The sequence below is a fragment of the Mesorhizobium sp. BR115XR7A genome (assembly GCF_020165315.1).
Lineage (GTDB): Bacteria > Pseudomonadota > Alphaproteobacteria > Rhizobiales > Rhizobiaceae > Mesorhizobium > Mesorhizobium australicum.
This window is the reverse complement of the sequence record NZ_JAIUHW010000011.1, coordinates 77,865-103,694: the sequence shown is the minus strand read 5'-3', so window position 1 is coordinate 103,694 and position 25,830 is coordinate 77,865. Positions and strand designations below refer to the sequence as shown.

General features: G+C 64.4%; 21 protein-coding genes and 1 pseudogene. 14 read left to right on the top strand and 8 right to left on the bottom strand.

Annotation, left to right across the window (positions count from 1 at the left end):
- Positions 1 to 110: 110 nt before the first annotated feature.
- From LB557_RS22940 to LB557_RS22915, 6 genes are all read right to left on the bottom strand, one after another.
- A complete protein-coding gene (locus tag LB557_RS22940) occupies positions 111 to 1,211 on the bottom strand; it encodes an aminotransferase class I/II-fold pyridoxal phosphate-dependent enzyme (protein ID WP_224642631.1) in 1,101 nt (366 codons plus the stop codon).
- A 125-nt stretch (positions 1,212 to 1,336) separates the two neighbouring features.
- Positions 1,337 to 1,819, bottom strand: a complete 483-nt coding sequence (locus tag LB557_RS22935) for a MucR family transcriptional regulator (RefSeq protein ID WP_224642633.1) — start codon at positions 1,817 to 1,819, stop codon at positions 1,337 to 1,339.
- Between the two features lie 189 nt (positions 1,820 to 2,008).
- A complete protein-coding gene (locus LB557_RS22930; protein ID WP_015315077.1) occupies positions 2,009 to 2,713 on the bottom strand; it encodes an ROK family protein in 705 nt (234 codons plus the stop codon).
- A gap of 14 nt (positions 2,714 to 2,727) precedes the next feature.
- Complete coding sequence (gene zwf / locus LB557_RS22925; RefSeq protein ID WP_224642635.1) at positions 2,728 to 4,104, bottom strand: glucose-6-phosphate dehydrogenase; 1,377 nt, start codon at positions 4,102 to 4,104, stop codon at positions 2,728 to 2,730.
- Positions 4,105 to 4,126: 22 nt separating this feature from the next.
- The gene (gene gnd / locus LB557_RS22920) at positions 4,127 to 5,143 is read right to left on the bottom strand and encodes a phosphogluconate dehydrogenase (NAD(+)-dependent, decarboxylating) (RefSeq protein ID WP_140618400.1); all 1,017 of its coding nucleotides are present in this window, start codon (positions 5,141 to 5,143) and stop codon (positions 4,127 to 4,129) included.
- A 49-nt stretch (positions 5,144 to 5,192) separates the two neighbouring features.
- Complete coding sequence (locus LB557_RS22915) at positions 5,193 to 7,610, bottom strand: glucan 1,4-alpha-glucosidase (RefSeq protein ID WP_224642637.1); 2,418 nt, start codon at positions 7,608 to 7,610, stop codon at positions 5,193 to 5,195.
- 210 nt (positions 7,611 to 7,820) lie between these two features.
- On the opposite strand from LB557_RS22915, the gene LB557_RS22910 reads away from it, so the two are divergent.
- The 5 genes from LB557_RS22910 (at position 7,821) to LB557_RS22890 (ending at position 14,517) form a co-directional block, all read left to right on the top strand.
- The gene (locus LB557_RS22910) at positions 7,821 to 8,834 is read left to right on the top strand and encodes an ABC transporter substrate-binding protein (protein WP_015315081.1); all 1,014 of its coding nucleotides are present in this window, start codon (positions 7,821 to 7,823) and stop codon (positions 8,832 to 8,834) included.
- Between the two features lie 49 nt (positions 8,835 to 8,883).
- A complete protein-coding gene (locus LB557_RS22905; protein ID WP_224642639.1) occupies positions 8,884 to 10,404 on the top strand; it encodes a sugar ABC transporter ATP-binding protein in 1,521 nt (506 codons plus the stop codon).
- A gap of 1 nt (position 10,405) precedes the next feature.
- Complete coding sequence (locus LB557_RS22900) at positions 10,406 to 11,386, top strand: ABC transporter permease (RefSeq protein WP_015315083.1); 981 nt, start codon at positions 10,406 to 10,408, stop codon at positions 11,384 to 11,386.
- Between the two features lie 3 nt (positions 11,387 to 11,389).
- Positions 11,390 to 12,337 carry an ABC transporter permease gene (locus tag LB557_RS22895; protein WP_015315084.1) on the top strand — a complete coding sequence of 316 codons (948 nt, stop codon included), beginning with the start codon at positions 11,390 to 11,392 and terminating at the stop codon, positions 12,335 to 12,337.
- 119 nt (positions 12,338 to 12,456) lie between these two features.
- Positions 12,457 to 14,517: a 3-hydroxyacyl-CoA dehydrogenase NAD-binding domain-containing protein gene (locus tag LB557_RS22890; RefSeq protein WP_224642641.1), complete on the top strand. Its 2,061-nt coding sequence runs from the start codon at positions 12,457 to 12,459 to the stop codon at positions 14,515 to 14,517.
- A gap of 27 nt (positions 14,518 to 14,544) precedes the next feature.
- On the opposite strand, the gene LB557_RS22885 is transcribed toward LB557_RS22890, so the two are convergent.
- Positions 14,545 to 15,357, bottom strand: a complete 813-nt coding sequence (locus LB557_RS22885) for a response regulator transcription factor (RefSeq protein WP_140719800.1) — start codon at positions 15,355 to 15,357, stop codon at positions 14,545 to 14,547.
- Between the two features lie 114 nt (positions 15,358 to 15,471).
- Between LB557_RS22885 and LB557_RS22880 the strand changes: the two genes are divergently transcribed.
- The 9 genes and pseudogenes from LB557_RS22880 to LB557_RS22840 all read left to right on the top strand — a co-directional run bounded on the left by LB557_RS22880 (position 15,472) and on the right by LB557_RS22840 (position 24,924).
- Positions 15,472 to 16,608, top strand: a complete 1,137-nt coding sequence (locus tag LB557_RS22880) for an ABC transporter ATP-binding protein (RefSeq protein ID WP_140822759.1) — start codon at positions 15,472 to 15,474, stop codon at positions 16,606 to 16,608.
- The gene (locus LB557_RS22875) at positions 16,589 to 17,752 is read left to right on the top strand and encodes a PotD/PotF family extracellular solute-binding protein (RefSeq protein WP_224642642.1); all 1,164 of its coding nucleotides are present in this window, start codon (positions 16,589 to 16,591) and stop codon (positions 17,750 to 17,752) included. Before LB557_RS22880 ends, LB557_RS22875 begins: the two co-directional genes overlap by 20 nt.
- Before the next feature lie 36 nt (positions 17,753 to 17,788).
- Positions 17,789 to 18,679, top strand: a complete 891-nt coding sequence (locus tag LB557_RS22870; RefSeq protein ID WP_181173941.1) for an ABC transporter permease — start codon at positions 17,789 to 17,791, stop codon at positions 18,677 to 18,679.
- A complete protein-coding gene (locus tag LB557_RS22865; protein WP_023771844.1) occupies positions 18,679 to 19,491 on the top strand; it encodes an ABC transporter permease in 813 nt (270 codons plus the stop codon). Before LB557_RS22870 ends, LB557_RS22865 begins: the two co-directional genes overlap by 1 nt.
- A gap of 10 nt (positions 19,492 to 19,501) precedes the next feature.
- Positions 19,502 to 20,263, top strand: coding sequence for an SDR family NAD(P)-dependent oxidoreductase (locus LB557_RS22860; RefSeq protein ID WP_140874621.1), 762 nt, complete (start codon positions 19,502 to 19,504; stop codon positions 20,261 to 20,263).
- 285 nt (positions 20,264 to 20,548) lie between these two features.
- Positions 20,549 to 21,370 carry a hypothetical protein gene (locus LB557_RS22855; protein WP_140719804.1) on the top strand — a complete coding sequence of 274 codons (822 nt, stop codon included), beginning with the start codon at positions 20,549 to 20,551 and terminating at the stop codon, positions 21,368 to 21,370.
- Between the two features lie 592 nt (positions 21,371 to 21,962).
- A pseudogene (locus LB557_RS31875) lies at positions 21,963 to 22,247 on the top strand (glycosyl transferase family 1); the annotation flags it as partial.
- Positions 22,248 to 22,252: 5 nt separating this feature from the next.
- Positions 22,253 to 23,623: a glutamine synthetase family protein gene (locus tag LB557_RS22845; protein ID WP_318013365.1), complete on the top strand. Its 1,371-nt coding sequence runs from the start codon at positions 22,253 to 22,255 to the stop codon at positions 23,621 to 23,623.
- Positions 23,624 to 23,625: 2 nt separating this feature from the next.
- Complete coding sequence (locus LB557_RS22840; protein ID WP_224642648.1) at positions 23,626 to 24,924, top strand: NAD(P)/FAD-dependent oxidoreductase; 1,299 nt, start codon at positions 23,626 to 23,628, stop codon at positions 24,922 to 24,924.
- A gap of 54 nt (positions 24,925 to 24,978) precedes the next feature.
- Here the strand turns inward: LB557_RS22840 and LB557_RS22835 are convergent, their stop codons facing one another.
- On the bottom strand, positions 24,979 to 25,749 hold the full coding sequence (locus LB557_RS22835) for an IclR family transcriptional regulator C-terminal domain-containing protein (RefSeq protein ID WP_015315095.1): 771 nt from the start codon (positions 25,747 to 25,749) through the stop codon (positions 24,979 to 24,981).
- Between the last annotated feature and the right edge of the window lie 81 nt (positions 25,750 to 25,830).

The window sequence follows — 25,830 nt, the reverse complement described above, 5'->3', positions numbered from 1 at the left end:
AATGGGCGCTGTTCGACCAATGGAACTTGGTAAAGTTCGGGGCGGATATGCTTTAAAATCAGATCCGGATCAAGGGACTTTTGATCCGCACCACCGATAGCACGCGGAAGTTACTGCCGCAGCGCAGCTGAAATCGCGTCCAGCCCGCCTTTCAACTCGGCCTCCCTCGGCCAGCCGAAGCCGACGCGGAAGAAGCGCTTTTCCATTTCGAACCAGTGGCCGGGCCCGACATAGGTGCCGTGATCTTCCAGCAGCCTGACATAGAAGCGATCGAGGTCGAAGCCGGGTTCGACATCGAGGCGCGGGAAACCGACGACACCGCCTTCGGGCCGCACCCAGTCGACCAGCGGCTCGCGGTCGATCCAGGCCTGGACGATGTCCCGGCGCCTGGCCATTTCGGGCTGCAGCTTTGCCAGGAAAGCGTCCCGGCCTTCCAGCATGCCGCGCGCTATGCCTTCGTCGATGACGCTGCCGCAGATGCCGATCTGCTCCTTGGCGGCCAGAAATGTCTCCTGAAGGGCCGCATCCCTGGTGATCAGCCAGCCGATGCGGATGCCGGGAATGCCGAAGGCTTTCGACAGCGACGAGACGCTGATGGCCTTTTTGCTCAGCGTGGCCGTGGAAGGCAGGCGCCTGCCATAGGAGAGATCGCGATAGGTTTCGTCGACCAGCAGATAGCAGCCGCTGGTCTCGGCGAGCGCGACCAGCGCGTCCAATTCGGCACGGCTCATCATGGTGCCGGTCGGATTGTGCGGGCAAGTAACGCTGATCAGCTTCGTGTTCGGCCGCATCGCGGCCCTGACGCGCTCGACGTCGATGGCGAAGCCTTCGTCGAAGGCGAGGTCGACAAAGCTGATGGCGCAGCCGATCGCCCGCGGCGTTTCGATGTTGGTGGCGTAGTTGGGCCTGATGACGACGAGGTGATCGCTGGCCGAGAGCAGCGAGGTGGAGATGATGAACAACGCGCCGGCCGCACCGGCCGTGACCAGCACGTCGTCGGGCGCGATGCCGGCATCTTGCGCGGCGATCAGCGCGCGCAATTCCCTGTCGCCGCGATGCTCGCCATAGAAGAGGGTCAGATCAGGCAGCGAGAGGCCAATGTCGGAGAGTTTCTGATCGGCGATCGAACTTTCGGAGAGGTTGTAACGGATGCGGTCGTAACCGTACTCCTCCGGCGCTTCTTTCTCGATCACCATCCTGGTGTAGTTCATGGCTTCCCCCAGATCGTCTTGTCCCAGGTTATCCAAGCCACAAAAGCACGAAGCCTGCCAAGGCGAATTCGCCGGCAGGCTTCTATTCCAGTCGTCCTAACAATTGGCTCAGCGTCCAAATCGCCTCAGGCCGGGACTTTGGCCTTCCGGCCCTTGCCTTTGACGGGGGCGACCACGGCGGCCTTGCGGCCGAGGCCGATCGACTTCGCCAGTTCGGAGCGCGAAGCCGCGTAGTTGGGGGCAACCATCGGATAGTCGGAAGGCAGGCCCCATTTGGCGCGATAGGCGTCCGGCGTCAGGCCGAAATGGACGCCGAGATGACGCTTCAGCGATTTGAATTTCTTGCCGTCCTCGAGGCAGATGATGAAATCCGGCGTCACCGACTTCTTCGGGTTGACGGCCGGGACCAGCGGCGGCGCCACCGGGGCGACCGGCTGGCCGAGCCCGCTGATCGAGGCGCTGACGCTGGCGATCAGCTCGGGAAGGCCGGACGCAGGCAGACGGTTCTTCTCGACATAGGCCGATACGATATGGGCCGTCAGCTCGAGAAGGTCGAGGGTCTTGCTGGCGTGGCTGTTTTCGTCGGTCAATCTATTTCCTCCATCCATGGCGCATAACCTCGAAAATGGGGCCGTTTTCAAAAAGGATGATGCGCGAAATTAAAGTGCGTCGTCTTCGTGCGTCGCGCGCGACGCGATGTAGTGGGGCTGACTTCCTAGTCGGCAAATCTGCGCAATGCAATCTATCGCCGCGACACAACACGGCATTTTGAACAACTATACTAAGCTGTAATAATATCAGACGATCAGGGCCTTGTCGCGCCACAGACGAAATCCGCCTTCAAAGGCGCGTGTGTTGTCACCGCGCCTGGAGTCGGGGGGCAATTCGTCCAGCTTGTCGACATTGCCGCCGCCGATGACGACATAGTCTGGCTGCAGGGCGGCGCGCAGCCGGTTGACGACGTCGAAGACATGACCGCGCCACTTCTTCTTGCCGCGCTTTACGAGGCCGCGTTCACCGACATAGTCCTCGAAACTCTGGCCTTTTCTGTAGGGAAGGTGGGCGAGTTCCATCGGCTGGCCGACATTGTCGAGGACCATCGCGGCACCGAGGCCGGTTCCGAGGCCGAGGAACAGCATGCGCCCGCCCTCATAGCTCCCGAGGGCCTGCATCAGCGCGTCATTGACCACCTTGACCGGCTTGCCGAACTCAGCGGTGAAATCGAAGCCGGCCCAGCCCTTGCCGAGATTCATGGGATCGAGCACCGGCTTGTTTTGACGCACGGGGCCTGGATAGCCCATCGAGATGACGTCGTAGGACAAGCCGTCGGCGAGCTTCTTTACCTTGTCGATCATCTGCCTTGGCGTCAGGTCAGGCCCGGAATCCGTCCGGCGCTCGGTGCCACCGTCGCTGGTCAGGATCTTGACGTGCGACCCGCCAATGTCGATCGAAAGGACTACCTGCCCGGTGTCCGACGCAGCCTTCTTAACCACCTTGGCCATCTCGTCCCCTCCACTCATGCGACCGGGTCGATCCAGCCATTGGGCGGCCCGAAGCCGGCCATGGCGTCCGCTGGCCCCCACGTCTTCGGCTCGTAAAGATGCGGCGGCGTGGTGTCGCCGAGCACCGGACCGACGATGCGCCAGGCGAGTTCGGCGGCGTCCTGGCGGGTGAAGAGCTGGCCGTTGCCGTTCATGGCGTCGCCGATCAGCCGTTCATAGGGCGGCATGTCGCCCTTCGAATCGTCGAGCGCGGTGAGTTCCACCTGCTCGCCGATCATGTCGTCGCCCGGCGCCTTGCGCTGGGCGCCGATGGCGATCATCACCTGCGGGTCGATGCGGAAGCGGACGTAATTCTGGTCGGCGGGCTTGATCGGGTCGAAGACGTCGAGCGGCGGCCGTTTCAGCCGCACCACCACCTCGGTGACATGCACCGGCATGTTCTTGCCGGCGCGGATGAAGAACGGCACGTCCTGCCAGCGCCAGGTGTCGACGAAGAAGCGCACCGCCGCGAAGGTCTCCACCGGCGAGTTCGGCGCCACGCCGGGCTCGGCGAGATAGCCGGTGAACTGGCCGCGCACGACATCGTCTTTCGTCAATGTCCGGATGGCGCGCAACACCTGCACCTTCTCGTCGATCAGGTCGTCGGCGGAGCGGCCGACCGGCGGCTCCATGGCCAGGAGCAGCAGGATGTTGAGCAGATGGTTCTCGATGACGTCGCGGATGGCGCCGACATCGTCGTAGAACCGCCCGCGCCCCTCGACGCCGAAATCCTCGGCCATGGTGATCTGCACGCTCTCGACGTAATTGCGGTTCCAGATCGGCTCCAGCAGGGAGTTGGCGAAGCGGAAATAGAGCAGGTTCTGGATCGCCTCCTTGCCGAGATAGTGGTCGATGCGGAAGATCGACTGTTCGTCGAACACCAGGTGCAGCACCCGGTTCAGCCAGCGTGCCGACTGCAGATCGTGGCCGAACGGCTTTTCGACCATCAGCCGCGCGCCATGCGCGGTGCCGGATTGCTCCAGCCCTTGCACGACGGTCTCGAACATGGACGGCGGCACCGCCATGTAATGCAGCGGCCGCTGGGCGCTGCCGAGTGCCGTCTTCAGCTTCTCGAAGGTCGTGGGATCGCGATAGTCGCCGCTGACATAGCGCAGCAGCGACGCGAACTTGGCGAAGACCTTCTCATCGACGGCGCCGAGGGCATGGACGATGCCGTCGCGGGCGCGGTCCTGCAACTGCTTCAAATCCCAGGCGTCGAAGGCGACGCCGATCACCGGTTCGGTGAGCGTGCCCTTGGCGACCATCTGGTAAAGCGCTGGAAATATCTTCTTGTGGGCGAGGTCGCCGGTCGCTCCGAAGAGCACCAGCGTATCGGACCGTTCCTGGCTCATGCTTGCGTCTCCCCTGTCGCCGTCACTTGCCGCCCTTCGGCTTTTCGATGTGCCCGCCAAAGGCATAGCGCATGGCGGACAACAGCTTGTCGGCGAATTCGGATTCGCCTTGCGAGGAGAAGCGGTCGAACAGGGCCGACGACAGCACCGGTGCCGGCACGCCGGTGTCGATCGCCGCCTTCAGCGTCCAGCGGCCCTCGCCGGAATCCGAGACCCGGCCGCCGAATTGCGCCAGACCCGGATCGCTCTTCAGCGCACCGGCGGTGAGATCGAGCAGCCAGGAGCCGATGACGCTGCCATGCCGCCACACCTCGGCCACCTGCGGAAGGTCGATGTCGAACTGGTAGTATTGCGGGTTTTCCAGCGGGCTTGTCTCGGCGTCCGCCGTCCGCTGCCGTTTGCCGGCATTGGCCGACTTCAGGATGTTCATGCCTTCGGCATAGGCGGCCATGACGCCGTATTCGATGCCGTTGTGCACCATCTTGACGAAATGGCCGGCGCCGCTCGGTCCGCAATGCAGGTAGCCATAGGGCGCGGTGCCGGCGGTCTTGTCCGGGGTGGGCGCTCCGGCATCAGCGCCAGGCGCCAGCGTGGCAAAGACCGAATCGAGGTGCTGCACCGCCACGTCGGGACCGCCGATCATCAGGCAGTAGCCGCGCTCCAGCCCCCAGACGCCGCCACTGGTGCCGACATCGACAAGATGCATGCCCTTGGTGGCCAGTTTCGCGGCCTGGTCGACGGCGTCGTGATAGTAGGAATTGCCGCCGTCGATGACGATGTCGCCGGGCTCCATCAGCGCCGCGACCTGATCGATGATCCTGCCGGTGATCGCCGCCGGCAGCATCAGCCAGACACAGCGCGGCTTGGCCAGCTTGCCGACGAATTCCTCCAGGGATGCCGCCCCCAAGGCGCCGTCGCTCACAAGCGCCGCGACGCTGGCCGGGTTGATGTCATAGACGACGCATTCGTGGCCGTCGCGCATCAGCCGCCGCACCATGTTGGCGCCCATCCGGCCCAGTCCCATCATTCCGATCTGCATGGTTTCGTCCCTGTTTCCTAGAGATTTTCTGGGGTTGTCGAGGAAGGATCTACTGGCTGTCCTGAGCGCCTGACATGATGGAGAAGTCGACATTCTCCCAATCGCCGGTTCCGGGCCAGAAAAAAGTGAAGATCAGCGTGCTTCCGTTGGGGAGGCTGGCCGTGGGCAGATCGACAAGATGAAGGCCGAAAGCGTTTTCCGCTGTCCGGCTGTCGTGGGCGGTTGCCCAATTGTCCGTGCTCCAGTGGATGGTGGCCGCCGTCAGCAGCTCGACGCGCAATGTCTTGCCCTCGGGCAGTGCGCGGATCTTGTTGTTGAAGCGCCATGCCCTGAACGACGATACGGTCTTGTCCTGGATGTAGCGCTTCACGCCTTGCGGCGGCATGTCGAAGACGGCGCCGTCGCGTAGCGAGCGCAGCAGCTTGATGTGTTCGGAATGCGCCCAGACCAGTGGCATGGCGCTGCCCGATGGCTTGCCATGCAGCAGCTCGCGCTCGGGAATATCGGCGCCGTCCCACACCTGTTCGGGCAGCAGGCCGCCAGGCCCGGCCGACCGCTCCAGCGCATCGAGCAAGCTGGCCGCCTTGTCCTTGCGCCCGCCGGCCAGCTCGTAATGCGCCCTTTCGCCGGCCAGCAGGGGCCAGGGCCGGCCCTGGCCGGTGCCGTCGAAGGGCGTGCCATCCTCGTGCTCGCCATAGCCGTCGCTGTTATAGCGGTACCAGAGCGGCCCTTGCGGCAGTTCGCAGCGCAGCTGCGCGTCGATAACCTTGACGGTATCGACGATGCGCGGATCGTCGGCGGCTCTCAGGCCAAAGCGCACCAGGGCCAGCGCGTCCGGGCTGACGATTTCCTCGGCCGGCCGGTCGGTGTCGCCGGGTGGCCGGTTCTTGATCGGCACATAGCCGTCCTTCGGCGAGCCGGCATCGGGGTCGTCTGGCGGCGCAATGCGGACGTAATAGCCGCCGACACCGACGGTCTTGCAGATGGCGGTGCCGGTGACATAGGTCCAGCGTTCGACCTGGTCGTTCCAGCAGTCGGCGGTTTCGCGCAGGTAGGCCGCCTCCGCCGCTTTGCCGCAGGCATCGAGCAGGTCGGCGCCGGCAAGCAGTGCCGCGATCTCGACGGCCAGCGTGAACGGGCTGTAGCCGGCGTCTTCTTCCCAGCGGTCCTCGCCAGTGACCGGACCATTGCGCACGACATAGGAGGCGGCGCGCTCGATCATCGGCAGGAAGGCCTTCAGCCTGGCACGCGGCAAGTGGCCAGCGCGATGCAGGGCATCCGCCAGCAGCAAGGGAAAGGCGCATTCGTCCATCTGGATGCCGGGCCAATAGGCGGAGCCGTCGAGCCAGGCGTTCTGCGGCCAATGACCGTCCGGCTGCTGGATGGAGCGGAGATATTCCAGGATCCGCAGTGCCGAGGCGGCATCGCCGGCGGCGAGAAAGCCACCCGCTGTTTCGACCAGGTCGCGTGGCCAGACAAGATGATAGCCGCCGAGATCATCGTCGCCTTTGTTGAATCCCCATGGGATCGACAGGCTGGCCACCGCCGCGCCGGGCATCGCCGATGACCGGTGGGTTGCCAGCACCGCGGTGGAGACGCGGTAGCTGTTCACTCCGGGGACCGCGTGGCGGTCCAGTGGCAGCAGCCCGGCCTGCCATTCGCGCCATTGTTCGACGTAGGATTTCGCCGCCGGTTCAAAACCCCGCTTCAGGCTGGCGAAGGCGTTTTCGGCGGCTTCGTCCGGTGTCGTCCCAAAACCCAGCGCCAGCACGGTTTTTGTGTTGGCGGCGGTGAAGCCGATCTCGCCGGTCAGCGCGACATTGCCGTCCTCGGCACGCCGGCAAGCCGTGTCGAGCTTGCCGGTATTGTCGAGTTGCTGCCAGCCGTCGGAGAAGCCGACATAGCCGGCCGAGCAATCCCGCCAGGGCAGGGACGAGGCCAGCGCCAGGCAGGTGCCGCGCCCCGAGGCAAACAGGACAGGCTTTCCCTGGTACTCGCCGACCCAGGCGGTGTTGCCCATGCCGGCATTGACCAGATGCGGCGCCAGAAGCGCGTAGACGCGGTAATCGGCCGCGGAGCCCTTGAGCGGACTGAAGGTGATTTCCTGCAGCACGGTCGGGCGCGCCGGATCGGCCAGAATACGCTTCTCGATCCGGTAGGCGCCGTCGTCGGCTGTATTGACCAGCCTGTAGGCGGGCACGCCGTCCTCGAACGGCTCGATGCCGTGCGAGGCATCGCGCTTCTCCTCGGAGAAATAGCCATCCATGCCGGTGACGATCAGGCCGAGGTCGCGCGTGCAGGCGCTGTCGACGCGCGGATAGTACACCTCGTTCAGGATGCCGTGGCTGATGGTGAACCAGACGCGGCTGGACGGCGAAAGCGCCGAGCCGACTCCGCTCTTGGCGCTAGAGGTCCAGCGCGCGGGAATTCCCGGTGCGCCCGGCGGCACAGTCGGCGTCACTGCCATGCTTGTTCGCTCTCCTGGCCCGCATGCCTAGCCATCAAACGAAGCCATTTCAATCAGCGCACCGCAAGTTGATCGCCGGCGCACATCGGATTGCAGTTGACAGCCCGCCGGCCTTCTGCACTTTTGTCTGACAATAGATAAAAAACAGGATCTCAATCGCGAAATTCGTCGACAATCAAACTGATCAGCAACTCTCGGGAGGAGTATCACATGAAGAAACTATTGGTTCTCAGCACGCTTGCGGCGGTGCTCGCGGCCGGTACGGCTTTTGCCGACACCAGCGGCAAGAAGATCGCGTTCTCCAACAATTATGCCGGCAATTCGTGGCGGCAGGCGATGCTCGACAGCTATGGCATCGTCACCAAGAAGGCCGTCGACGACAAGATCGTCGGCGCGGCTGATGTCTTCACCACCGCCGACAAGGAGGTGCCGACCCAGGCCGCCCAGGTGCAGAACCTGATCCTGCAGGGCTATGACGCCATCGTCATCAACGCCGCCTCGCCGGATGCGCTCAACGGCGCCATCAAGCAGGCCTGCGATGCCGGCATCACCGTCGTCTCCTTCGACGGCACCGTCACCGAGCCCTGCGCCTACCGCGTCGTCGTCGACTTCAAGGACATGGGCAAGCAGGAAGTCGAGCAGATGGCCAAGTTCCAGCCCAAGGGCGGCAATCTGCTTGAAATCCGGGGGCTTGCCGGCACCTCGATCGACGATGCCATCCATGCAGGCATCCTCGAAGGCGTGGCCGCGCATCCCGAATTCAAGATCGTCGGTTCTGTCACCGGCGACTGGGACCAGACCACGGCTCAGAAGGCGGTGGCGACCATCCTGCCGTCGCTGCCCGACGTCGTCGGCATCGTCGACCAGGGCGGTGACGGCTATGGCGCCGCGCAAGCCTTCGCCGCCGCCGGCAAGCCGCGCCCGACCATCATCATGGGCAACCGGCAGGACGAATTGAAGTGGTGGAAGGAACAGAAGGACAAGGACGGCTACCAGACCTGGTCGGCTTCGATCGCGCCGGGCGTATCGACGCTCGCCTTCTGGGTGGCGCAGCAAGTGCTCGATGGCCGCAAGGACATTCCGCACGATCTGCTGGTGCCGTATCTGGCCTTCACCCAGGACGATTTCGAGGCGGCCCTGCCCAAGATCAAGGAGGGCGGTGTCGCCACCCACGAATACACGCAGGAAGATGCCATCGCGGCGATCAAAGCCAATATCAAGTGAAAGTCGCAGACGCGTTGCCGCGGGCATCACCGAGCGGATATCGTTGAGCATGGCTGCAGGCGACACGGACATCATCAGACTGGGCGGCGCCGAAAACCAATTCGGCGCCGCCAGTGTTGATATCGTAAGACTTGACGGTGCCGAAAAGCATTTCGGCGCCGTCAGGGCGCTGGGCGGGGTGGATTTCCATGTCGGGCCCGGCGAATGCGTCGGCCTCGTCGGCCATAACGGCGCCGGCAAGTCGACGCTGATGCACATGGTGGCCGGGACCTCGACGCCCGACAGCGGCACGATCACCGTGCATGGCGGCATCGAGGACAACTACTCGGTGTCGCGGGCGCAGCAGCGCGGCATACGCTGCGTGTTCCAGGAACTGTCGCTGTGCCCCAATCTCAGCGTCGCCGAAAACACGCGTATCAACCATGCTTCGCTCACCGGCTTCGGCTGGCGGCGCAAGGCGGCAGAGCTGATCACCGCCAAGCTGGACGAAATCTTTCCGGACCATGGCATCTCGGCCTGGGACATTGTCGGCGATCTGTCGATCGGCCGGCGCCAGATGGTCGAGGTGGCGCGTGCCTTCACCGTGACGCACGACCGGCTCGACCTGGTTATCCTCGACGAACCGACCTCGTCGCTCGACGCGCACACATCGGGCCAGTTGCTGGCCTTCGTGCGCCGCTTCGTCGCTGGTGGCAAAAGCTGCATCCTGATCTCGCACGTGCTGGGCGAGGTGCTGCGGAACGCCGACCGGATCGTGGTGATGCGCGACGGCAAGGTGGTGGCGTCGGACGCGGCTGGTGCCTTTGATCGCGACCGGCTGGTAGCCGTGATGGGCGGAGCCGAGGCGCGTGCGAAGACCGCCGCGCAGGCCGCCGCCGCCAAGACAGGCGCCAATCCGCTGCGCGTGCGGGCGCGGCCGGCCGGACAGGCGGATGGCAAGGACCTCGTCGCGCGCGCGGGCGAGATCATCGGCCTTGCCGGCCTGGCCGGTCACGGACAGACCGACTTGCTGCTGCGCATCTTTGATGCCGCCGCACGCGCCAAGGCCGGCATCGAGGTGACGGCGCCGGTGGCCCTGGTGGCAGGCGACCGCCAGTCCGATGGCATTTTCCCGCAATGGTCGATTGCCGAAAACATTGGCATCCGCTCGCTGGCGCGCTTGCGCAACGGGCTGTTGATTTCACCCCAGCGTGAGGCCGAATTGGCCGCGTTCTGGCAGAAGAAGATCGGCATCCGCACGCCTGACATGAACAACAATATTTTCTCGCTGTCGGGCGGCAACCAGCAGAAAGCGCTGTTCGCCAGGGCGCTCGGCTCCGATGCCCAGATCGTGCTGATGGACGACCCGATGCGCGGCGTCGACATCGGTACCAAGCTGGAGGTCTACGATCTCGTGCGCGAGGAGGCGGGCCGCGGACGCACCTTCCTCTGGTACACGACCGAAACCGAAGAGCTCGACAATTGCGACCACATCTATGTCTTCAAGAACGGCCGCATCGTCGCCAATCTGACGCGCGACGAGCTGACCGAAGAGAAGATCATCCAGTCCTCCTTCGGCGATGCGGCCTGAGATGACGGCGACGCCAATCGACAATGGCTTCAAGGGATCGGCGGCACGCAATGCGGCGGCGCGGGCGCGGCTGTTGCGCGGCCTGCTGCCCGCGCTATCGCTGGCGCTGGTGTTGCTCGCGATCGCCTGGCTCAATCCGCGCGCCATCAGCTATTTCGGCTTCAGCCTGATGTTGAACCTGGCGATTCCGATCGCGCTGGCGACGATCGCGCAGATGTTCGTCATCGCCGGCAACGAGCTTGATCTCTCGATCGGCACCTTTGTCGGTTTTGTCGGTTGCGTCACCGCGACCTGGCTTAAGGATGCGCCGCTCATCGGCATCCTCATTCTCGCCGGATCGATCGGCATTTATGCGCTGCTCGGCGCGCTGATCCATCTGCGCAACCTGCCCTCCATCGTGGTGACGCTCGGCATGAGCTTCGTCTGGCAGGGCCTCGCCATTCTCGTCCTGCCAAAACCGGGCGGCAAGGCGCCGGACTGGCTGCTGGCGATCATGTCGTTCAAGCCGCCTTTCATTCCGTTTCCGATCATCGCCGCGCTGCTGATCGCGGCCGTCGTGCATTTCGGCCTGATGCGTACCTCCTACGGGGTGATCCTGCGCGGCTCGGGCGGCAATCCCGCGGCGCTCAAGCGCGCCGGCTGGTCGCTGCTCAAGACCAAGATCGTGCTGTTTGCGCTGGCCGGCCTGTTCGGCGTTCTGTCGGGCATGGCGCTGATCGGCATCACCACCTCGGCCGATGCCAATATCGGCAATGGTTACACGCTGCTGGCCATCGCCGGCGTCATCCTCGGCGGCGGCGAGTTCGTCGGCGGCCGGGTCTCGCCGATCGGCGCCGTCATCGGCGCGCTGACGCTGGCGCTGGCCGCCTCGCCGCTGCTCACCTTCATGCACATTCCGCCCGACTGGCAGGTGGCCGCCAACGGCGCCATCCTGATCATCGTGCTTGCGGCGCGGGTGCTGATCAGCCGCAGGGAAAGGTGAGCGATGGCTTCGCTGAAAACCCTGCTCACAAAACCCTGGATCTGGTCGTTTGTCGGTGCGCTGCTGGTGTGGTTGGCGACGATCGCCTTCACCGGGGGCTATGGCGGCGGCGGCATGGTCACGGCGGCATTGTCGCTTGCCGTGTTTACCGTCATCGTCGGCGTCGGCCAGATGTTCGTCATTACGCTTGGACCTGGCAATGTCGACCTGTCGCTGCCGGCCAATATCGGCCTCGCCAGCGCGGTCGCCATGAAGGTGATGGGCGGCAGCGATGCCATGATCCTGGTCGGATTGCTGGCGGCGCTCGCCTGTGGCGCCGCGATCGGGACCATCAACTATCTCTTGATCTGGGCGCTGCGCATTCCGCCGATCATCGCCACGCTGTCGGCGAGCTTCATCATCCAGTCGGTCGACATCAGCTATGGGCGCGGACTGCAGATCAAGCCGCCGCCTGGCTTCGCCGATTTCACCAACTGGCAGGTGCTGGGCGTGCCCGTGCTGGCGATCCTCACTGTGCTGTTCACCATCGGTGCGGCCATCGCCTTACAGCGCATGATCTATGGCCGCTCGGTGCTGGCGATCGGCCAGAACATCCGCGCCGCCTGGCTCGCCGGCGTCAATGTCGGGCGGATCCGTTTTCTCACCTATACGCTGTCGGGCGCGCTCGGCGGCATCGATGGCGCGCTGCTCGCCGGTTATTTCCGCGGCGCCAATGTCGACATCGGCAACGAATACCTGCTCGCTTCGATCGCCGTGGTCGTCATCGGCGGCACGTCGGTGGCGGGCGGCAAGGCGAATGTGCCGGGCGTCTGGGGCGCGGCGCTGTTCCTGGTGCTGCTGCTCACCATGCTCAACACATTCGGCGTCAGCGCCGGGGTGCGTCTCCTGCTGACCGGGCTTATCATCGTAGGGGTGATTACGGCTGCGGGCGGCGAGAAGGCGGTGCGCTGACCGCAACGTCTCCGGCGCGACCGCAGCCTATCCGCCAACCATTGGACCAGCCGGTTCCCATTCGCGGCGTGGCCTTGTAAACCGGTCCCCGATCTCAGTCGGTCTTGGGAGGCCCCCACTTGTCCAGTTCTGTCAGCGTCGCGAACGAGGGTGGCGTCGCCATCGTCACCATCGACAATCCGCCGGTAAACGCGCTGAGTTTCCACGTCCGCGAACCGCTGATGCAGGCTCTGGTCGCTTTGCGCGATGACGCATCGGTCGCGGCCATCGTCATCGCTTGCGCCGGCCGGACCTTCGTTGCCGGCGCCGACATCACCGAATTCGGCAAGCCGATGCAGCAGCCGGAATTGCGCGCCATCGTGGCGGTGCTGGAAGCCATTGCCAAGCCGACGGTCGCCGCCATCCACGGTACCGCGCTCGGCGGCGGGCTGGAATTGGCGCTCGGCTGCCATTTCCGGGTTGCCGATCAAGGCGCAAGGCTCGGCCTGCCCGAGGTGAAGCTCGGCATCCTGCCCGGTGGCGGCGGCACGGTGCGGCTGCCGCGCCTGGTTGGCGCCACCAAGGCATTGAAGATGATCGTTTCCGGTACACCGATCGGTGCCGATGAGGCATACGGCGCCGGCCTGGTGGACGCCGTTTTCGAAGGCGATCTGACCACCCACGCCGTGAATTTCGCCCGCGAAATGGCCCGCAAGGGCGGTCCGTTCCCGCCGGTGCGCGACCGCGACGACGTCCTGAAGGAGACCGACCTTGCCGCCTTCGATGCGGAGGCCGCGGATCTTGCCCGCAAAGCGCGTGGCCTCGAAGCGCCAATCGCCTGTGCGCAGGCGGTGCGCAATGCCGTCACGCTGCCCTTCGACGAGGCGCTGGCGGAGGAGCGGGCGCTGTTCGTCAAGCTTGTCGCCAGCGACCAGTCGCGCGCCCAACGGCACCTGTTTTTCGCCGAACGCGAGGCGGCCAAGCTTCCCGGCAAGGACGTCGTCAAGCGCAGGATCGCCCGCGTCGGCGTCATCGGCGCCGGCACGATGGGCGGCGGCATTGCCATGGCCTTCGCCAATGGCGGCTTTCCCGTCACCTTGCTGGAAACCAGCCAGGAGGCGCTGCGGCGCGGGTTGGCGACGATCGAGAAGAATTACACCGTCTCGGTTGCACGCGGCTCCTTGAGCGAGGATGCCAAGCGGCAGCGGCTCGCCCAGTTCAAAGGCACGATCGATCATGCCGATCTCGCCGATTGCGACCTGATCGTCGAGGCAGCGTTCGAGGACATGGCGGTCAAGAAAGAAATCTTCGGGAAGCTCGACGCGGTGGCGAGGCCGGGCGCCATCCTCGCCACCAACACCTCTTATCTCGACATCGACGAAATCGCCGCCTCGACCTCGCGGCCGCAGGATGTGCTCGGCCTGCATTTCTTCTCGCCGGCCAACGTCATGAAACTGCTGGAGATCGTGCGCGCCGAAAAAACGGCGCCTGATGCGCTGGCGACCGTGATCGACCTTGCGCGCCGGATCGGCAAGGTGGCTGTCGTCGTCGGCGTCTGCCACGGCTTCGTCGGCAACCGTATGCTGGCCGCGCGCGGCTCGGAATCCGAAGCGCTGCTGCTCGAAGGCGCAACCCCCAGCCAGATCGACAAGGCGTTCACCGATTTTGGCTGGCCGATGGGTCCTTTCCAGATGGGCGACCTTGCCGGCCTCGACATCGGCTGGCGTAACCGCAAGGCGCGGGGCCTCACGGCCCCCATCGCCGACACGCTCTGCCAACAGGGGCGCTTCGGCCAGAAAACCGGCCGTGGCTTCTATCTCTACGAGAACGGTTCGCGCACGCCGGTGCCCGATCCCGAGGTCGAGGCGCTGATCCGCGACAAGGCGGCGGAAAAGGGCATCGTGCCGCGCACGATAGACGCCGACGAAATCATCGAGCGCACACTCTATCCCCTGGTCAACGAAGGCGCGAAGATTTTGGAGGAGGGAATCGCGGCCCGTGCGTCCGACATCGATGTCGTCTGGGTCAATGGCTATGGCTTTCCCATCGGCAAGGGCGGCCCGATGTTCTGGGCCGGCCTCGAAGGCGCGGCCAGGATCGTCGGGCGACTCAGGTATTGGCATGAGCGGACGGGCAAGGATGTTTTCAAACCGGCGCCCTTGCTCGAGCGGATGGCCAAAACCGACTCGTGGGAAGCCTGACCCGGGGTAGTCAGCGGCCTGCGGGAATCACCGGATCCGCGCGTCGATGATCTCGACGAAGCGGGCGAAAAGGCCGGCCTGCGACTTGATGTTGAGCTTGCGGTAGATGTTGCGGCGATGGACCTTCACGGTTCCCGGCACGATGCGCATGGCCCTGGCGATCGATTCCGTCGAATGGCCCTGCAGCACCAGGTCGACGACGTGTTTTTCGCGCGGCGTCAGCGACAGGCTTTTCCAGATATGGGCGCGGTCGAACTCGTTGACCTCGGTGATTTCCTCGTCCTGCTTCGTCTCGGCCGGTTCGTCGGCGGGAAGAGTTGGCCAGCGCAACCTGGTGAAGCTGATCACCGCCGGCGCCATGTCGCGCAGCAGCCTGGCATCGGCGGTGCCGAACGGACCGGAAGCGCTGAGCCGCATCAGCGACAGCACCAGCGCGTCCTTGCCCGGCAGCGGCACGAAGAAGCCGACTTCCTCGGCGAGCCTGGTCTGGCTGTAATAGGAGCGAAAATATTCGCTGGCGTAGAAACGATCAGGAGCCAGTTCGCGCATGCGCCAGAACCCTTCCTTGCGCTCGACCGCCGCGTGATGGAAGGGGTCGAGCAGATAGGGGCCTTCCTGATAGAGCGCGACGAAGACGTGGCTTTCGGCCGGCGTGAAGGTCTCGAACAGCAGTGGCGGGCGCGCGGCACCCCGATAGCCGAAGATCACGCAATGGTCGAAGCCGACATGCTGCCGCAGCCAATCGACCATCGCTTGGCCGAAGACATCCCCGCTCGTCTCCCGCGTCGCCGCGACAAGCGTGGCGAGCCGGCGGTATTCGTCGCTGCGGGAAGCGCTCAATCCAATACCCCCTTAAACGGGAAAATAGATCAGATATACCACCTGCGAGGTATATACTAGCTGCCATTAGCTCTGGTAGCGTCTTGAAATCGCATCGTCCTGGAGCCCGCAGCCTTGACCGCAGTGCCCGACATCGAATTTCGCGGCGTCGCCAAGCGCTATGGCGCGGTGACCGCGGTCAGCGGCATCGACCTTGCCGTGCCGCCCTCCGCCTTCGTTGCGCTGCTTGGACCGTCCGGCTGCGGCAAGACCACCTGCCTGCGCATGATCGGCGGGTTCGAACAGCCGAGCGAAGGCCAGGTGTTCATCCGTGGCCAGGACATGGCCGGCACGCCGCCCTACCGACGGCCGGTCAACATGGTGTTCCAGCAATACGCGCTGTTTCCGCATCTCGATGTCGAAGCCAACGTTTCCTACGGGCTGCGCCAGGCAAGGCCACGGCTGTCGTCGCGCGATATCGGCCGGCGGGCTGGCGAAGCGCTCGAAATGGTGCGGCTCGCCGGCTATGGCGGCCGCAAGATCCACGAACTGTCCGGCGGCCAGCAGCAGCGTGTCGCGCTGGCGCGTGCATTGGTCAACAAGCCGGCGGTGCTGCTGCTCGACGAGCCGCTTGCGGCGCTCGACAAGAAGCTGCGCACCGACATGCAGATCGAGCTGCAGAACCTGCAGCGCGAGATCGGCATCACCTTCGTGCTGGTGACCCACGACCAGGAGGAAGCGCTGTCGATGAGCGATTTCGTCTGCGTCATGAATGGCGGGCGCATCGTCCAGCTCGGCCAGCCGAGCGAGATCTATGACGAGCCGGCCGACCTGTTCGTCGCCGATTTCGTCGGCAAGACCAATCTCTTGAGCGGCACCGTCGCCGGGCACACGGGCGACCTGGTGGACGTGGCGCTGGCGGACGGCACTGTGATCGCGGCGCGCAAGCGAACCGCGCTTCGACAAGGCGAGACCGTCTCGGTCAGTCTGCGTCCCGAATCACTCAGCCTTGGCGCTCCCGAAAGCGGTCCGCTCAAAGGCATCGTCCGCAACCGGATATTCCTCGGCTCGACCGCGGAATACGCGATCGAAGTGCAGGGCATCGGCACTTTGCTCGCCAAGGCCGATCACCTGATCGGCCAAGGCAATCTCTTCAAGCCGGGTGAACCCGTCGCCATCGGCTATGCCATGGGAACGCCGCTGGCGTTTCCGGAAACCAAGAACAACGGGACCAACCAGAGGGTAAACAAACATGTCGAAATCATATCGTGACGGACTGCCGATAAGCCCCGAGAATTTCGTCGACCAGCTGATGCGCCTGAAGCGCGGCTCGATCGGCCGCCGCGACTTCCTTGGCCTCACCGGCCTTGGCATCGCAACGGCGGTGATGGCGCGCGAGATCGGCATCATGCCGACCCCTGCCTTCGCCGCCGAAAGCCTTGGCGACCGCATGTCGATCGCCACCTGGCCGAATTACCATGACCCGCAGACCTTCGAGAACTTCAAAAAGGACACCGGTGTCGCCGTCGAGGTCAACGTGTTCGGCTCCAACGAGGAGATGCTGGCCAAGCTGCAGGCCGGCGCCTCGGGCTGGAGCCTGTTCGTGCCGACCAACTATACGATCTCGACCTACAGGAAGCTCGGCATTATCGAGCCGCTGGAGATGGCGAAGCTCCCGAATTTCGACGGTACGCAGGAAGATCCGCGCTTCACCTCCGAGGGCACGATCGACAAGGTGATCTACGCCGTGCCGAAGAACTGGGGCACCACGGGCTTTGCAGTGAACACCAAGAAGCTGACCAAGCCGATGACGAGCTGGAAGGAGTTCTGGGATACCGCCCTGGCCGAGGGCGATGGCCGCACCATGGTGCACGACTACCAGCTCACCACCATCGGCAACGCGCTGAAATATTACGGCTATTCGTTCAATTCGCTGAAGCAGGACGAGCTCGCCAAGGCAGAGGAACTGCTGCTGAAGGTCAAGCCGCATCTGTTCGCCGTCTCGTCCGACTACCAGCCGGGTATGCGTGCGGGCGACGCGTGGATGACGATGTGCTGGACCAATGACGGCGCGCAACTGCATCGCGACATTCCCGAGATCGCCTATGTGCTGGGCAAGGAAGGCGGCGAGATCTGGACCGATTTTTATGCCATCCCGAAGGACGCGCCCAACAAGCCCGCCGGTTATGCGCTGCTCAACTATCTGATGAACCCGCAGGTCGCAGTGAAGGAGCACCTCGCCAACGGCGCGCCTTCGACGGATGCGCGCGTCAACAAGCTGCTGCCCAAGGAAGTGCTCGACAATCCGATCCTCTATCCGGCGGCGGAGCTGTTGACGCCGCTTGAATTCGGCGCGGCGGCAACGCTGACCGACCCGGGCCGTGCCGAACTGATGGCGCGCTTCAAATCGGCTTGAGACTGGCCTGGATAAAGACAATCGACCGGCGGGCCCATGCCCGCCGGCACCGGGGCGGTTTCGATGCACGGCAACAGATTTCGGCGTAATTTCCTGACCGCCTTGCTGCTCGCGCCGGCGACGGCATGGTTGGTGGTGTTCCTGGTGCTGCCATTCATCGCCATCGCCGTGTTCAGCGTCGGCGAGCGGGCGCCGGAGGGCGGCTACCAGGCAGCCTTCACGCTGGCGCAATATGCCAATCTCCCGGCACGGGCGACCGCGTTCTGGAACACGATGGTGCTGGCGCCAGTGGGCGCGCTCGCCTGCCTGCTTGTCGCCTATCCGGTCGCCTATTACCTCGCCTTGCAGGCGCCGCAGCGCTGGCGGCTGATCCTGCTCGCGCTGGTCGTCATTCCGTTCTGGACCAGCCTTCTGATGCGGACCTATGCGTGGATGTACATTCTGGGTGGACGCGGCATCCCGGCGCTGCTCGCCTTTGCCGGCATCGAGGATGTCAGGTTGATCAACACGCCGGGCGCGGTCCTGCTCGGCATCGTCTACGGCTATCTGCCGCTGATGATCCTGCCGATCTATGTCAGCCTCGAACGGCTCGACCGAAGGCTGCTGGAGGCCTCCGCCGATCTCGGCGCGAGGCCGTTGTCGACCTTTCTCGGCGTGACCCTGAAGCTGTCGCTGCCGGGCGTGATGACCGGCTTCTCGCTGGTCATGATCCTGCTGCTCGGCGAATACCTGATCCCGACGCTGCTTGGCGGCGGCAAGGTGTTCTTCATCGGCAACGCGCTGGTCGACCTCTTCCTGCAATCGCGCAACTGGCCGTTCGGGTCGGCCATCGCGATCACGCTGGTGCTGGTCTCGGTGGTGGTGCTGATTGTCGCCAACCGCATTTCGAACCGCGTTGCGGGCGCTCGCCGGGTGGACCTCATCTGATGCGCGCCTTCGTCATTGCCGTCTTTGCGTTCCTTTATCTGCCGATCGTGCTGGTCGTGCTGTTTTCCTTCAACGCCGGCCACCATGCCAGCGAGTTCACCGGTTTCTCGGTGCAGTGGTATGGCAAGGCCCTGTCCAACCCGTTCCTGGTCGAGGCGCTGAAGAACAGCCTGTTCATCGCCACCACCAGCGCCCTGCTGGCGGCGGTGTTCGGCACCGCGGCGGCGCTTGGCCTGGCGCGTGTCGGCGCCAGAACCCGCGCCGTCTTCGACGGGCTGCTTGGCGCGGCGATCGTCGTTCCGGGCGTCGTCATCGGCATCTCGACGCTGGTCGCGCTCGTTCAGCTGTTCGCGGTCGTCAATCCGTTCCTCGCCTCGGTCTGGCCGGGCGACCAGCCGCCGCGCCTGTCGCTCGGCTACGGCTCGATCATCGCCGCGCATGGCCTGTTCTCGATGGCGCTGGTGACGATGATCGTCGGCACGCGGCTCGGCAGCCTCGATCGCAATCTGGTCGAGGCCTCCAGCGATCTATACGCCACGCCGTTAACGACCTTCCGCTCGATCGTCCTGCCGCAGATCATGCCGGCGGTGGTCGCCGGTTTCCTGCTCGCCTTCACCTTCTCCTTCGACGACTTCATCGTCGCCTTCTTCGTCGCCGGCGCGCAGACGACGCTGCCGATCTATGTCTTTGCCTCTATCCGGCGCGGCGTAACGCCGGAGATCAACGCCATCGCGACGATCGTGCTCGTCGCCTCCGTCCTGCTCGTGGTGCTTGCCCAATGGCAACTGCGCCAGCGCAAGCCGTCAAACTGAAAGCCGCTCCATGATCCTCAAAGACCGCATCGCCGTGGTGACAGGCGCCGGCTCCGGCATCGGACGTGCCGGAGCCATGATCATGGGCAGGGAAGGCGCGGTGGTCGTTATCGCCGACAGGGATGGAGCCGCCGGCGAGGCAACGGCCGCGGATATCCGGGCGGCGGGCGGCCGGGCCGAGGCGATCGCGACCGACGTCTCGAACGACAATGCGATCGACCAGCTCATCGTCGGAACGCTCGACAGACATCAGCGCATCGACATCCTGCATAATCATGCCGGCATCCAGGTCGGCGGCACGCTGACCGAGGTCGAGACCGCCGGCATGGACGCCTCCTGGCGGGTCAATGTGCGGGCGCAATTCCTCGCGGCGAGGATCGTCATGCCGTCGATGATCGCGCAAGGCGGCGGCGTCATCCTCAACACGGCTTCGAATTCGGGTGTGTTCTACGACCGCGAGATGATCGCCTATGCGACGTCGAAACATGCCGTGGTGGCGATGACCAGGCAGATGTCGCTCGACTATGCCCGGCACAATGTGCGCGTCAACGCGCTCTGCCCGGGCTGGGTCGACACTCCATTCAACGAGCCGTTCATCGCCCAGATGGGCGGACGCGAGGCGATCGAAACCTATGTCCGCACCAAGATCCCGATGGGGCGCTGGGCGGTGGCCGAAGAGATCGCCGAGGCGATCCTGTTCCTGGTCTCGGACCGTTCATCCTTCATGACCGGGCAAGCGCTGGTGATCGACGGCGGCGAGAGCATCGGCTGACGCTGCTTTGATCGATCGACCTTTCCCAGTTCAGCCCCGCTTTTTCTGTCGTTTCGCGGGATGCCGGACGGCACAAGACCATGGTCTGGCGGGCATGGGACTTCAGTGCCAAGCCAGGTCAAAGCGGTATATTTCCTTGTCTTTTCAATTGGTTATTGATCCGATGCAGCGCGCGCTCTCGGATTGAGACCGCATTTGTCTAAAGTTTACCGGGTATGATTAGTGATTTCTCATACGCAGGTGGTTCAGCGGTGGGCGAGTGCGGCGATTCCCGAGGAGATTAGCATGACAAACCGGAAAACACTGTTCGCGGCCGTGGCCGCATTGGCGCTTCTGGCGTCTCCGGCGCTCGCCGGCAATGGGCATGGCAATGGCGGCGGCAATGCTGGAGGCAATGGCGGCGGCAACGGCAATGGCGGCGGCAATGGCGGCACCCATGGGAATGGCAACGGCAACAGCGGTGCTTCGCACGGCAAGTCATCGTCGGCACCGGGACGGGCAGCCAAGACGGACACGGACACAACGGCCGACGCCACGGTCGATACGAACACAAAGGTCTCGTCCGTGCCCAAGGAGAAGAATATCCACGCCAAGCTTGGCCGGCTGAATTCGCTGCAGCGCAACGTCAACGCCTATATGAACTCCAAGAGCAAGAAGTTCGCCGCCGTTCAGGCATTCGTGACGCAGTCCGCGAAAGCCAAGAACGCGCAGACCGCGGCTGCGGCGGCCGCTGCCACAGCTGCCGCGGCCCAGGCTCAACTGGATACGCTGAATTCGCAGTTGAGCGCACTGACGTCGCTGTCTCAGGCCGAAATCGACGCCATGACAGCCGAACAGCAGGCGGCCCTGCCCGGCCAGATATCGGCTCTGCAGGCTGACATCACTGCCCAGCAGGCGGTGGTCGACGCCGACAATACTGCGGCCGATGAGGCTGCGGCCGCGGCTGCGGCGGCAGCGGTCGGCACCGATGATGCATCGCTCGATGCGGCGCTGACCGACATGGCCAACAAGCCGGTCGACGCCGAGGTCACGGCCTGGGCCCAAGGTGTTCTTGCCGGCAAGATCGACCAGACGGCGGCCAAGCTTCAGGCGGGAACGACGCCGTAGCGGTTCGTCGCTGAAAAGGCAGTAGTCACCAAAGGAGATGCCGCTGGGCTTGGCCCGGCGGCATTGTTTTCCTCCTGGAGCCCTTCCCGTTCAACGACAACGCAGAACCGCTTCTCGCTTCGACCTGATTGTCGGCGAAAAAAGCCGAGCGCGGCTTGTCGACTGGCTGGTGGCCCACAAGACCGGTGGTGAGCGCATCAGGGCGGGCCTGCCGAGAGGCTGGAAATGCGGCGACAAGACCGGACCGGCGAGCGCGGCAGTACCAATGAGCCGTTCCGGGTCATGCATCAACGTCTTCCGGCCGAAGCAATCGTTGCGCGAGCACCTCAATACACTCGACCATCTCGACAACCGGCGATATGAAATGGGTGCCGATCTGTTTCGCATCCACCTGCGCCTCTCCCGCAGCCGGCGGCCGCAGGCGGCCAGGCAAGGAGCCGCACTGTTCGGCGTGATCAGCCGGCCGGATTGAAGAGGATGAATTGACGCGTAAAGCCAGCCCGACCATCGCGCTGTTTTCCAAGGCGGGCTCTGGCGCCGCGCTAAACTGCATTGGCATCGCACAGGCCTTGCCCACCCGGGGCGCCCAGCCTTCATCCACCACGGCGGCAATAAAAGCTTTTGCGAGGCGCTGCGCTTCGGCGTGCCGTCGCTGATCATGCTCTATTGCTGGGACGACAATGCGCAATGCGCCGGAGAGACCGGCGATCATATCGGCCGCGACGGCTGGACCGAAGGGGGATTGAAGAGAGCCATTCTCGGCCAGCTGGCCGATGACGCCACGCCCGCCCGCCTCAGGGACAATGCAGCCGAGATGGTGCTGAAATCCGGAATGGACGTGGCCGCGCAAGCCATTCTCTCCCCGAAACGGACATGAACGAAATGCTTGATAAGAACACGAATACCGCAATCAACGACCCCAAGACCTGGCTCACGCAGCACGGCATCACCGAGGTCGAGTGCCTGGTGCCCGACATGAACGGCGTGTTGCGCGGCAAGGCGCTGCCGACCGCCAAACTCCTCAAGGCGCTGGAAGACCGCGCGCTCTACCTGCCGAGTAGCGCCTTCCTGGTCAGCATCGACGGTCGCTATTCCGGCTCTATCGACGAGGGTTTTGCTTATTCGGACCCCGACATGCGCATGGTGCCCGATGTCTCGACGCTGTGCCTGGCGCCGGGTGCGGGGGCGGGCAAGGCCTATGTCTTCGCCGACGCCTTCCACATGGACGGCAGGCCATGGATGGCCTCGCCACGCCATGTGCTGCGCGCCGTGCTCGATCTCTATCGCCAGCGCGGCTGGCGCGCGGTGGTGGCGCCGGAACTCGAATTCTATCTGGCCGCGCCGAATCCCGATCCGGACAGACCGCTGACCGCCCCGGTCGGCGCCAATGGCCGCGCCGAGGGTGTGCAGCATCCCTATGACATGGCCGCGCTGGAAGAATTCGAGCCGGTGATCCGGCGCATCTACGACTATTCAGCGGCGGCCGGTCTGCCGCTCGATACGCTGATCCATGAATCGGGCACGGCGCAGCTGGAAATCAACCTGCTGCATGGCGACGCCCTGCCGCTGGCCGACCAGGTGCTTTTGTTCAAGCGGTTTACGCGCCAGGCCGCGCAGCAATGCGGCATGCATGCGACCTTCATGGCCAAGCCGATCGCGGCCCAGGCCGGCAGCTCGATGCATCTGCACATGTCGGTCGTCGACGAGGCCGGCAATGCGCTTTTCGCCAGCGGCGACGATGCCGACACCAGGATGTTCGGCCACTTCATCGGCGGATTGCAGAAATATGTTCCGGAAATCATGCCGCTGTTCGCGCCAAACGTGAACTCTTTCCGCCGCATAAGGCCCAACCACAGCGCACCCGCCAATATCGAGTGGTCGCATGACAACCGCTCCTGCGGCCTGCGTGTGCCGGCGGGGGGACGCGCCGCGCGGCGGGTGGAGAACCGGCTGCCTGGGGCGGATTGCAATCCCTATCTGGCGATCGCCGGGTCGCTGCTAGCCGGCTATCTGGGCGTCGAGCAGAAATTGGCGCGCTCGGCCGAGGCGTCGGGCAATGCCTACAAGATCAGGAGCACGCTGCCTAAGACCATGGAGGAGGCGCTGGATCGTTTCGAGGCTTGTGCCCCGGTGCGAGAGCTGCTCGGCGAGGACTTCTTCCAGACCTATCTGCGCGTCAAGAGCGTCGAACTCGACCTATTCCAAAGCGTGGTGACGAGCTGGGAACGCGACCATCTCTTGCTGAAGGTGTGATCATGGCATCTTCAACGGGTTTCAATTCCGGTCTCGACATCGGCAAATCCTACTACGTCGCCACCGCCAATCCGGCGCCGGACCATCCAGCGCTCGTCGGCGATGCCGAAACCGACCTGGTCGTCGTCGGCGGCGGCTGCACCGGGCTGTCGGCCGCCCTTCACGCCGCCGAACGCGGGCTGAAGGTGGTGCTGCTCGAAGGCGGCAAGATCGGCTGGGGCGCATCGGGCCGAAATGGCGGCCAGATGATCCCCGGCCTGCGCAAGGGCGCCAAGGGTCTGGTCAAGCTCTACGGAGCCGAGCGGGCCAAGGTGCTGTTCGACCTCGCTTTCGAGGCGCGCGGCCTGGTGCTCGACATCATCGAACGCAATGCCATCGAGTGCGATCTCAGGCTGACCGGCCATCTGGTCGGCGCGGTCAACGGATCCGACCTTAGGGATCTGGAAGAAGAGGCCAAGTGCCTCGAGAGCGTGATGAAATTCCGCGATGTCGAGATACTCTCGGCGGCGGCGGCTCGGGCCAAGGTCGACACGCCTTATCATGGCGCCATGTATGAGCCGCTCGGCGGCCACATGCATCCGCTCAACTACACGTTTGGGCTTGCCCGCGCGGCTGTCGCGGCCGGCGTGGTCATCCACGAAAACTCGCTGGCCGTGAAGCTGGAGCGCGAACCCTCGATCCGGGTCTCGACGGCAAAGGGATCGGTGCGGGCCAGACATGTCGTGCTGGCCGGCGACGCGCTGCTCAACGGGCTGGAGCCGCGCGTCAACAGTCGCATCATGCCGGTCGGTAACTACATTGTCGCCACCGAGCCGCTGGAGGGCGCGCGCAACGTCATCCCGGCCAATGTCGCGGTGTCCGACACACGCTTCGTCGTCAACTATTACCGGATGTCCGCCGATGGACGCCTGCTGTTCGGCGGCGGCGAGCGCTACACGCCGTCACCGCCGGCCGACATTGCCGGCTTCGTGCGGCCGCACATGGAGAGCACCTTTCCGCAACTCAAGGGCTGCCGCATCGACCATGCCTGGGGCGGGCTGGTGTCGGTAACGACGTCGCGGCTGCCGCATGTCGGGCACTATGGCGAGGTCTATTTCGCGCACGGCTATTCAGGCAAGGGCGTCATCCTGTCGACGCTCTCGGGCGAGCTTTTGGCCGAGGCGATCACCGGCGATGCCTCACGGCTCGACCTGTTCTCGACGCTGACACCAATGCCGTTCCCGGGCGGCACGGCGCTGCGCGGGCCGCTCTATGTGCTGGGCATGCTGTGGTACGCGATGCGGGACCGGATCAAGCATTGAGGGCGCTATTTAGACGCTGGCGGGCCAACGCCAGGGAAGCCTAACAGGCCTCTATCAGACGACAAAGAAATCCTCGACACGCTGTCTGGCCTCAAGCAGCGCAGGCAAGATCTCCCGCTCCATATCCGCGACGGAAAACCGTGCCGACTGGGTCGAGACATTGATCGCCGCGACCGTGCGCCCAGCGCGGTCGCGGATCGGCACGGCGATGGAGCGCAGGCCGAGTTCCAGCTCTTCGTCGACGATGGCGAAGCCATCCATTCTGGCTTTGGCAATGGCCTTTGCCAGCAACGGTCTTTCAACAATTGTCTTCGGCGTCCGCCGCTCGACCGTTGCCTTACGGAAGAAGGCGTCCAATTCCGCCGGTGTCAGCCCCGCCAGCAGCATCCGCCCCATCGAGGTGCAATAAGCGGGTAGCCTGGTGCCGACATCGAGCGATACGCTCAGGATCCGCCGGCCTGGAATGCGGGCGACATAGACGACATCTTGGCCCGACAGGATCGCTGCAGAGCAGGCCTCGTTCAGTTGCGCGGCGACCGCGCGCATGATCGGCGCGGCGAAGCTCCACAGCGAGGCGCCGCCGAGCCAGGTGCGGGCAACGGTCAGCAGGCGCGGGGACAGGGAGAATAGACGCCCGGATTGCGTCGCATAGCCGGTAGCGGTGAGCGTCAGCAGGAATCGCCGGGCGCCGGCACGGGTCAGGCCGGCTTGTTCGGCCATTTCGGTCAGGGTCATGCCGGAGGGATGGCGGGCCAATATCTCCATCACGCCGAGTCCGCGCTCGAGCGAGCCGACGTGATCACGGGAAACGGTCTCGTCGTCCATCTCATCTCTCGGTCCGGGCGATCTCGCCACGATTGACACCCCGGCTCAACGGAGTTTAGAAAGTATCGCATTCAATACATG

Bases quoted from the DNA above. Each gene is read 5' to 3' on its own strand.
- LB557_RS22940 (WP_224642631.1), bottom strand. From the start codon at position 1,211: ATGAACTACACCAGGATGGTGATCGAGAAAGAAGCGCCGGAGGAGTAC.
- LB557_RS22935 (WP_224642633.1), bottom strand. From the start codon at position 1,819: ATGGATGGAGGAAATAGATTGACCGACGAAAACAGCCACGCCAGCAAG.
- LB557_RS22930 (WP_015315077.1), bottom strand. From the start codon at position 2,713: ATGGCCAAGGTGGTTAAGAAGGCTGCGTCGGACACCGGGCAGGTAGTC.
- zwf (WP_224642635.1), bottom strand. From the start codon at position 4,104: ATGAGCCAGGAACGGTCCGATACGCTGGTGCTCTTCGGAGCGACCGGC.
- gnd (WP_140618400.1), bottom strand. From the start codon at position 5,143: ATGCAGATCGGAATGATGGGACTGGGCCGGATGGGCGCCAACATGGTG.
- LB557_RS22915 (WP_224642637.1), bottom strand. From the start codon at position 7,610: ATGGCAGTGACGCCGACTGTGCCGCCGGGCGCACCGGGAATTCCCGCG.
- LB557_RS22910 (WP_015315081.1), top strand. From the start codon at position 7,821: ATGAAGAAACTATTGGTTCTCAGCACGCTTGCGGCGGTGCTCGCGGCC.
- LB557_RS22905 (WP_224642639.1), top strand. From the start codon at position 8,884: ATGGCTGCAGGCGACACGGACATCATCAGACTGGGCGGCGCCGAAAAC.
- LB557_RS22900 (WP_015315083.1), top strand. From the start codon at position 10,406: ATGACGGCGACGCCAATCGACAATGGCTTCAAGGGATCGGCGGCACGC.
- LB557_RS22895 (WP_015315084.1), top strand. From the start codon at position 11,390: ATGGCTTCGCTGAAAACCCTGCTCACAAAACCCTGGATCTGGTCGTTT.
- LB557_RS22875 (WP_224642642.1), top strand. From the start codon at position 16,589: ATGTCGAAATCATATCGTGACGGACTGCCGATAAGCCCCGAGAATTTC.
- LB557_RS22870 (WP_181173941.1), top strand. From the start codon at position 17,789: ATGCCCGCCGGCACCGGGGCGGTTTCGATGCACGGCAACAGATTTCGG.
- LB557_RS22865 (WP_023771844.1), top strand. From the start codon at position 18,679: ATGCGCGCCTTCGTCATTGCCGTCTTTGCGTTCCTTTATCTGCCGATC.
- LB557_RS22860 (WP_140874621.1), top strand. From the start codon at position 19,502: ATGATCCTCAAAGACCGCATCGCCGTGGTGACAGGCGCCGGCTCCGGC.
- LB557_RS22855 (WP_140719804.1), top strand. From the start codon at position 20,549: ATGACAAACCGGAAAACACTGTTCGCGGCCGTGGCCGCATTGGCGCTT.
- LB557_RS22845 (WP_318013365.1), top strand. From the start codon at position 22,253: ATGCTTGATAAGAACACGAATACCGCAATCAACGACCCCAAGACCTGG.
- LB557_RS22840 (WP_224642648.1), top strand. From the start codon at position 23,626: ATGGCATCTTCAACGGGTTTCAATTCCGGTCTCGACATCGGCAAATCC.
- LB557_RS22835 (WP_015315095.1), bottom strand. From the start codon at position 25,749: ATGGACGACGAGACCGTTTCCCGTGATCACGTCGGCTCGCTCGAGCGC.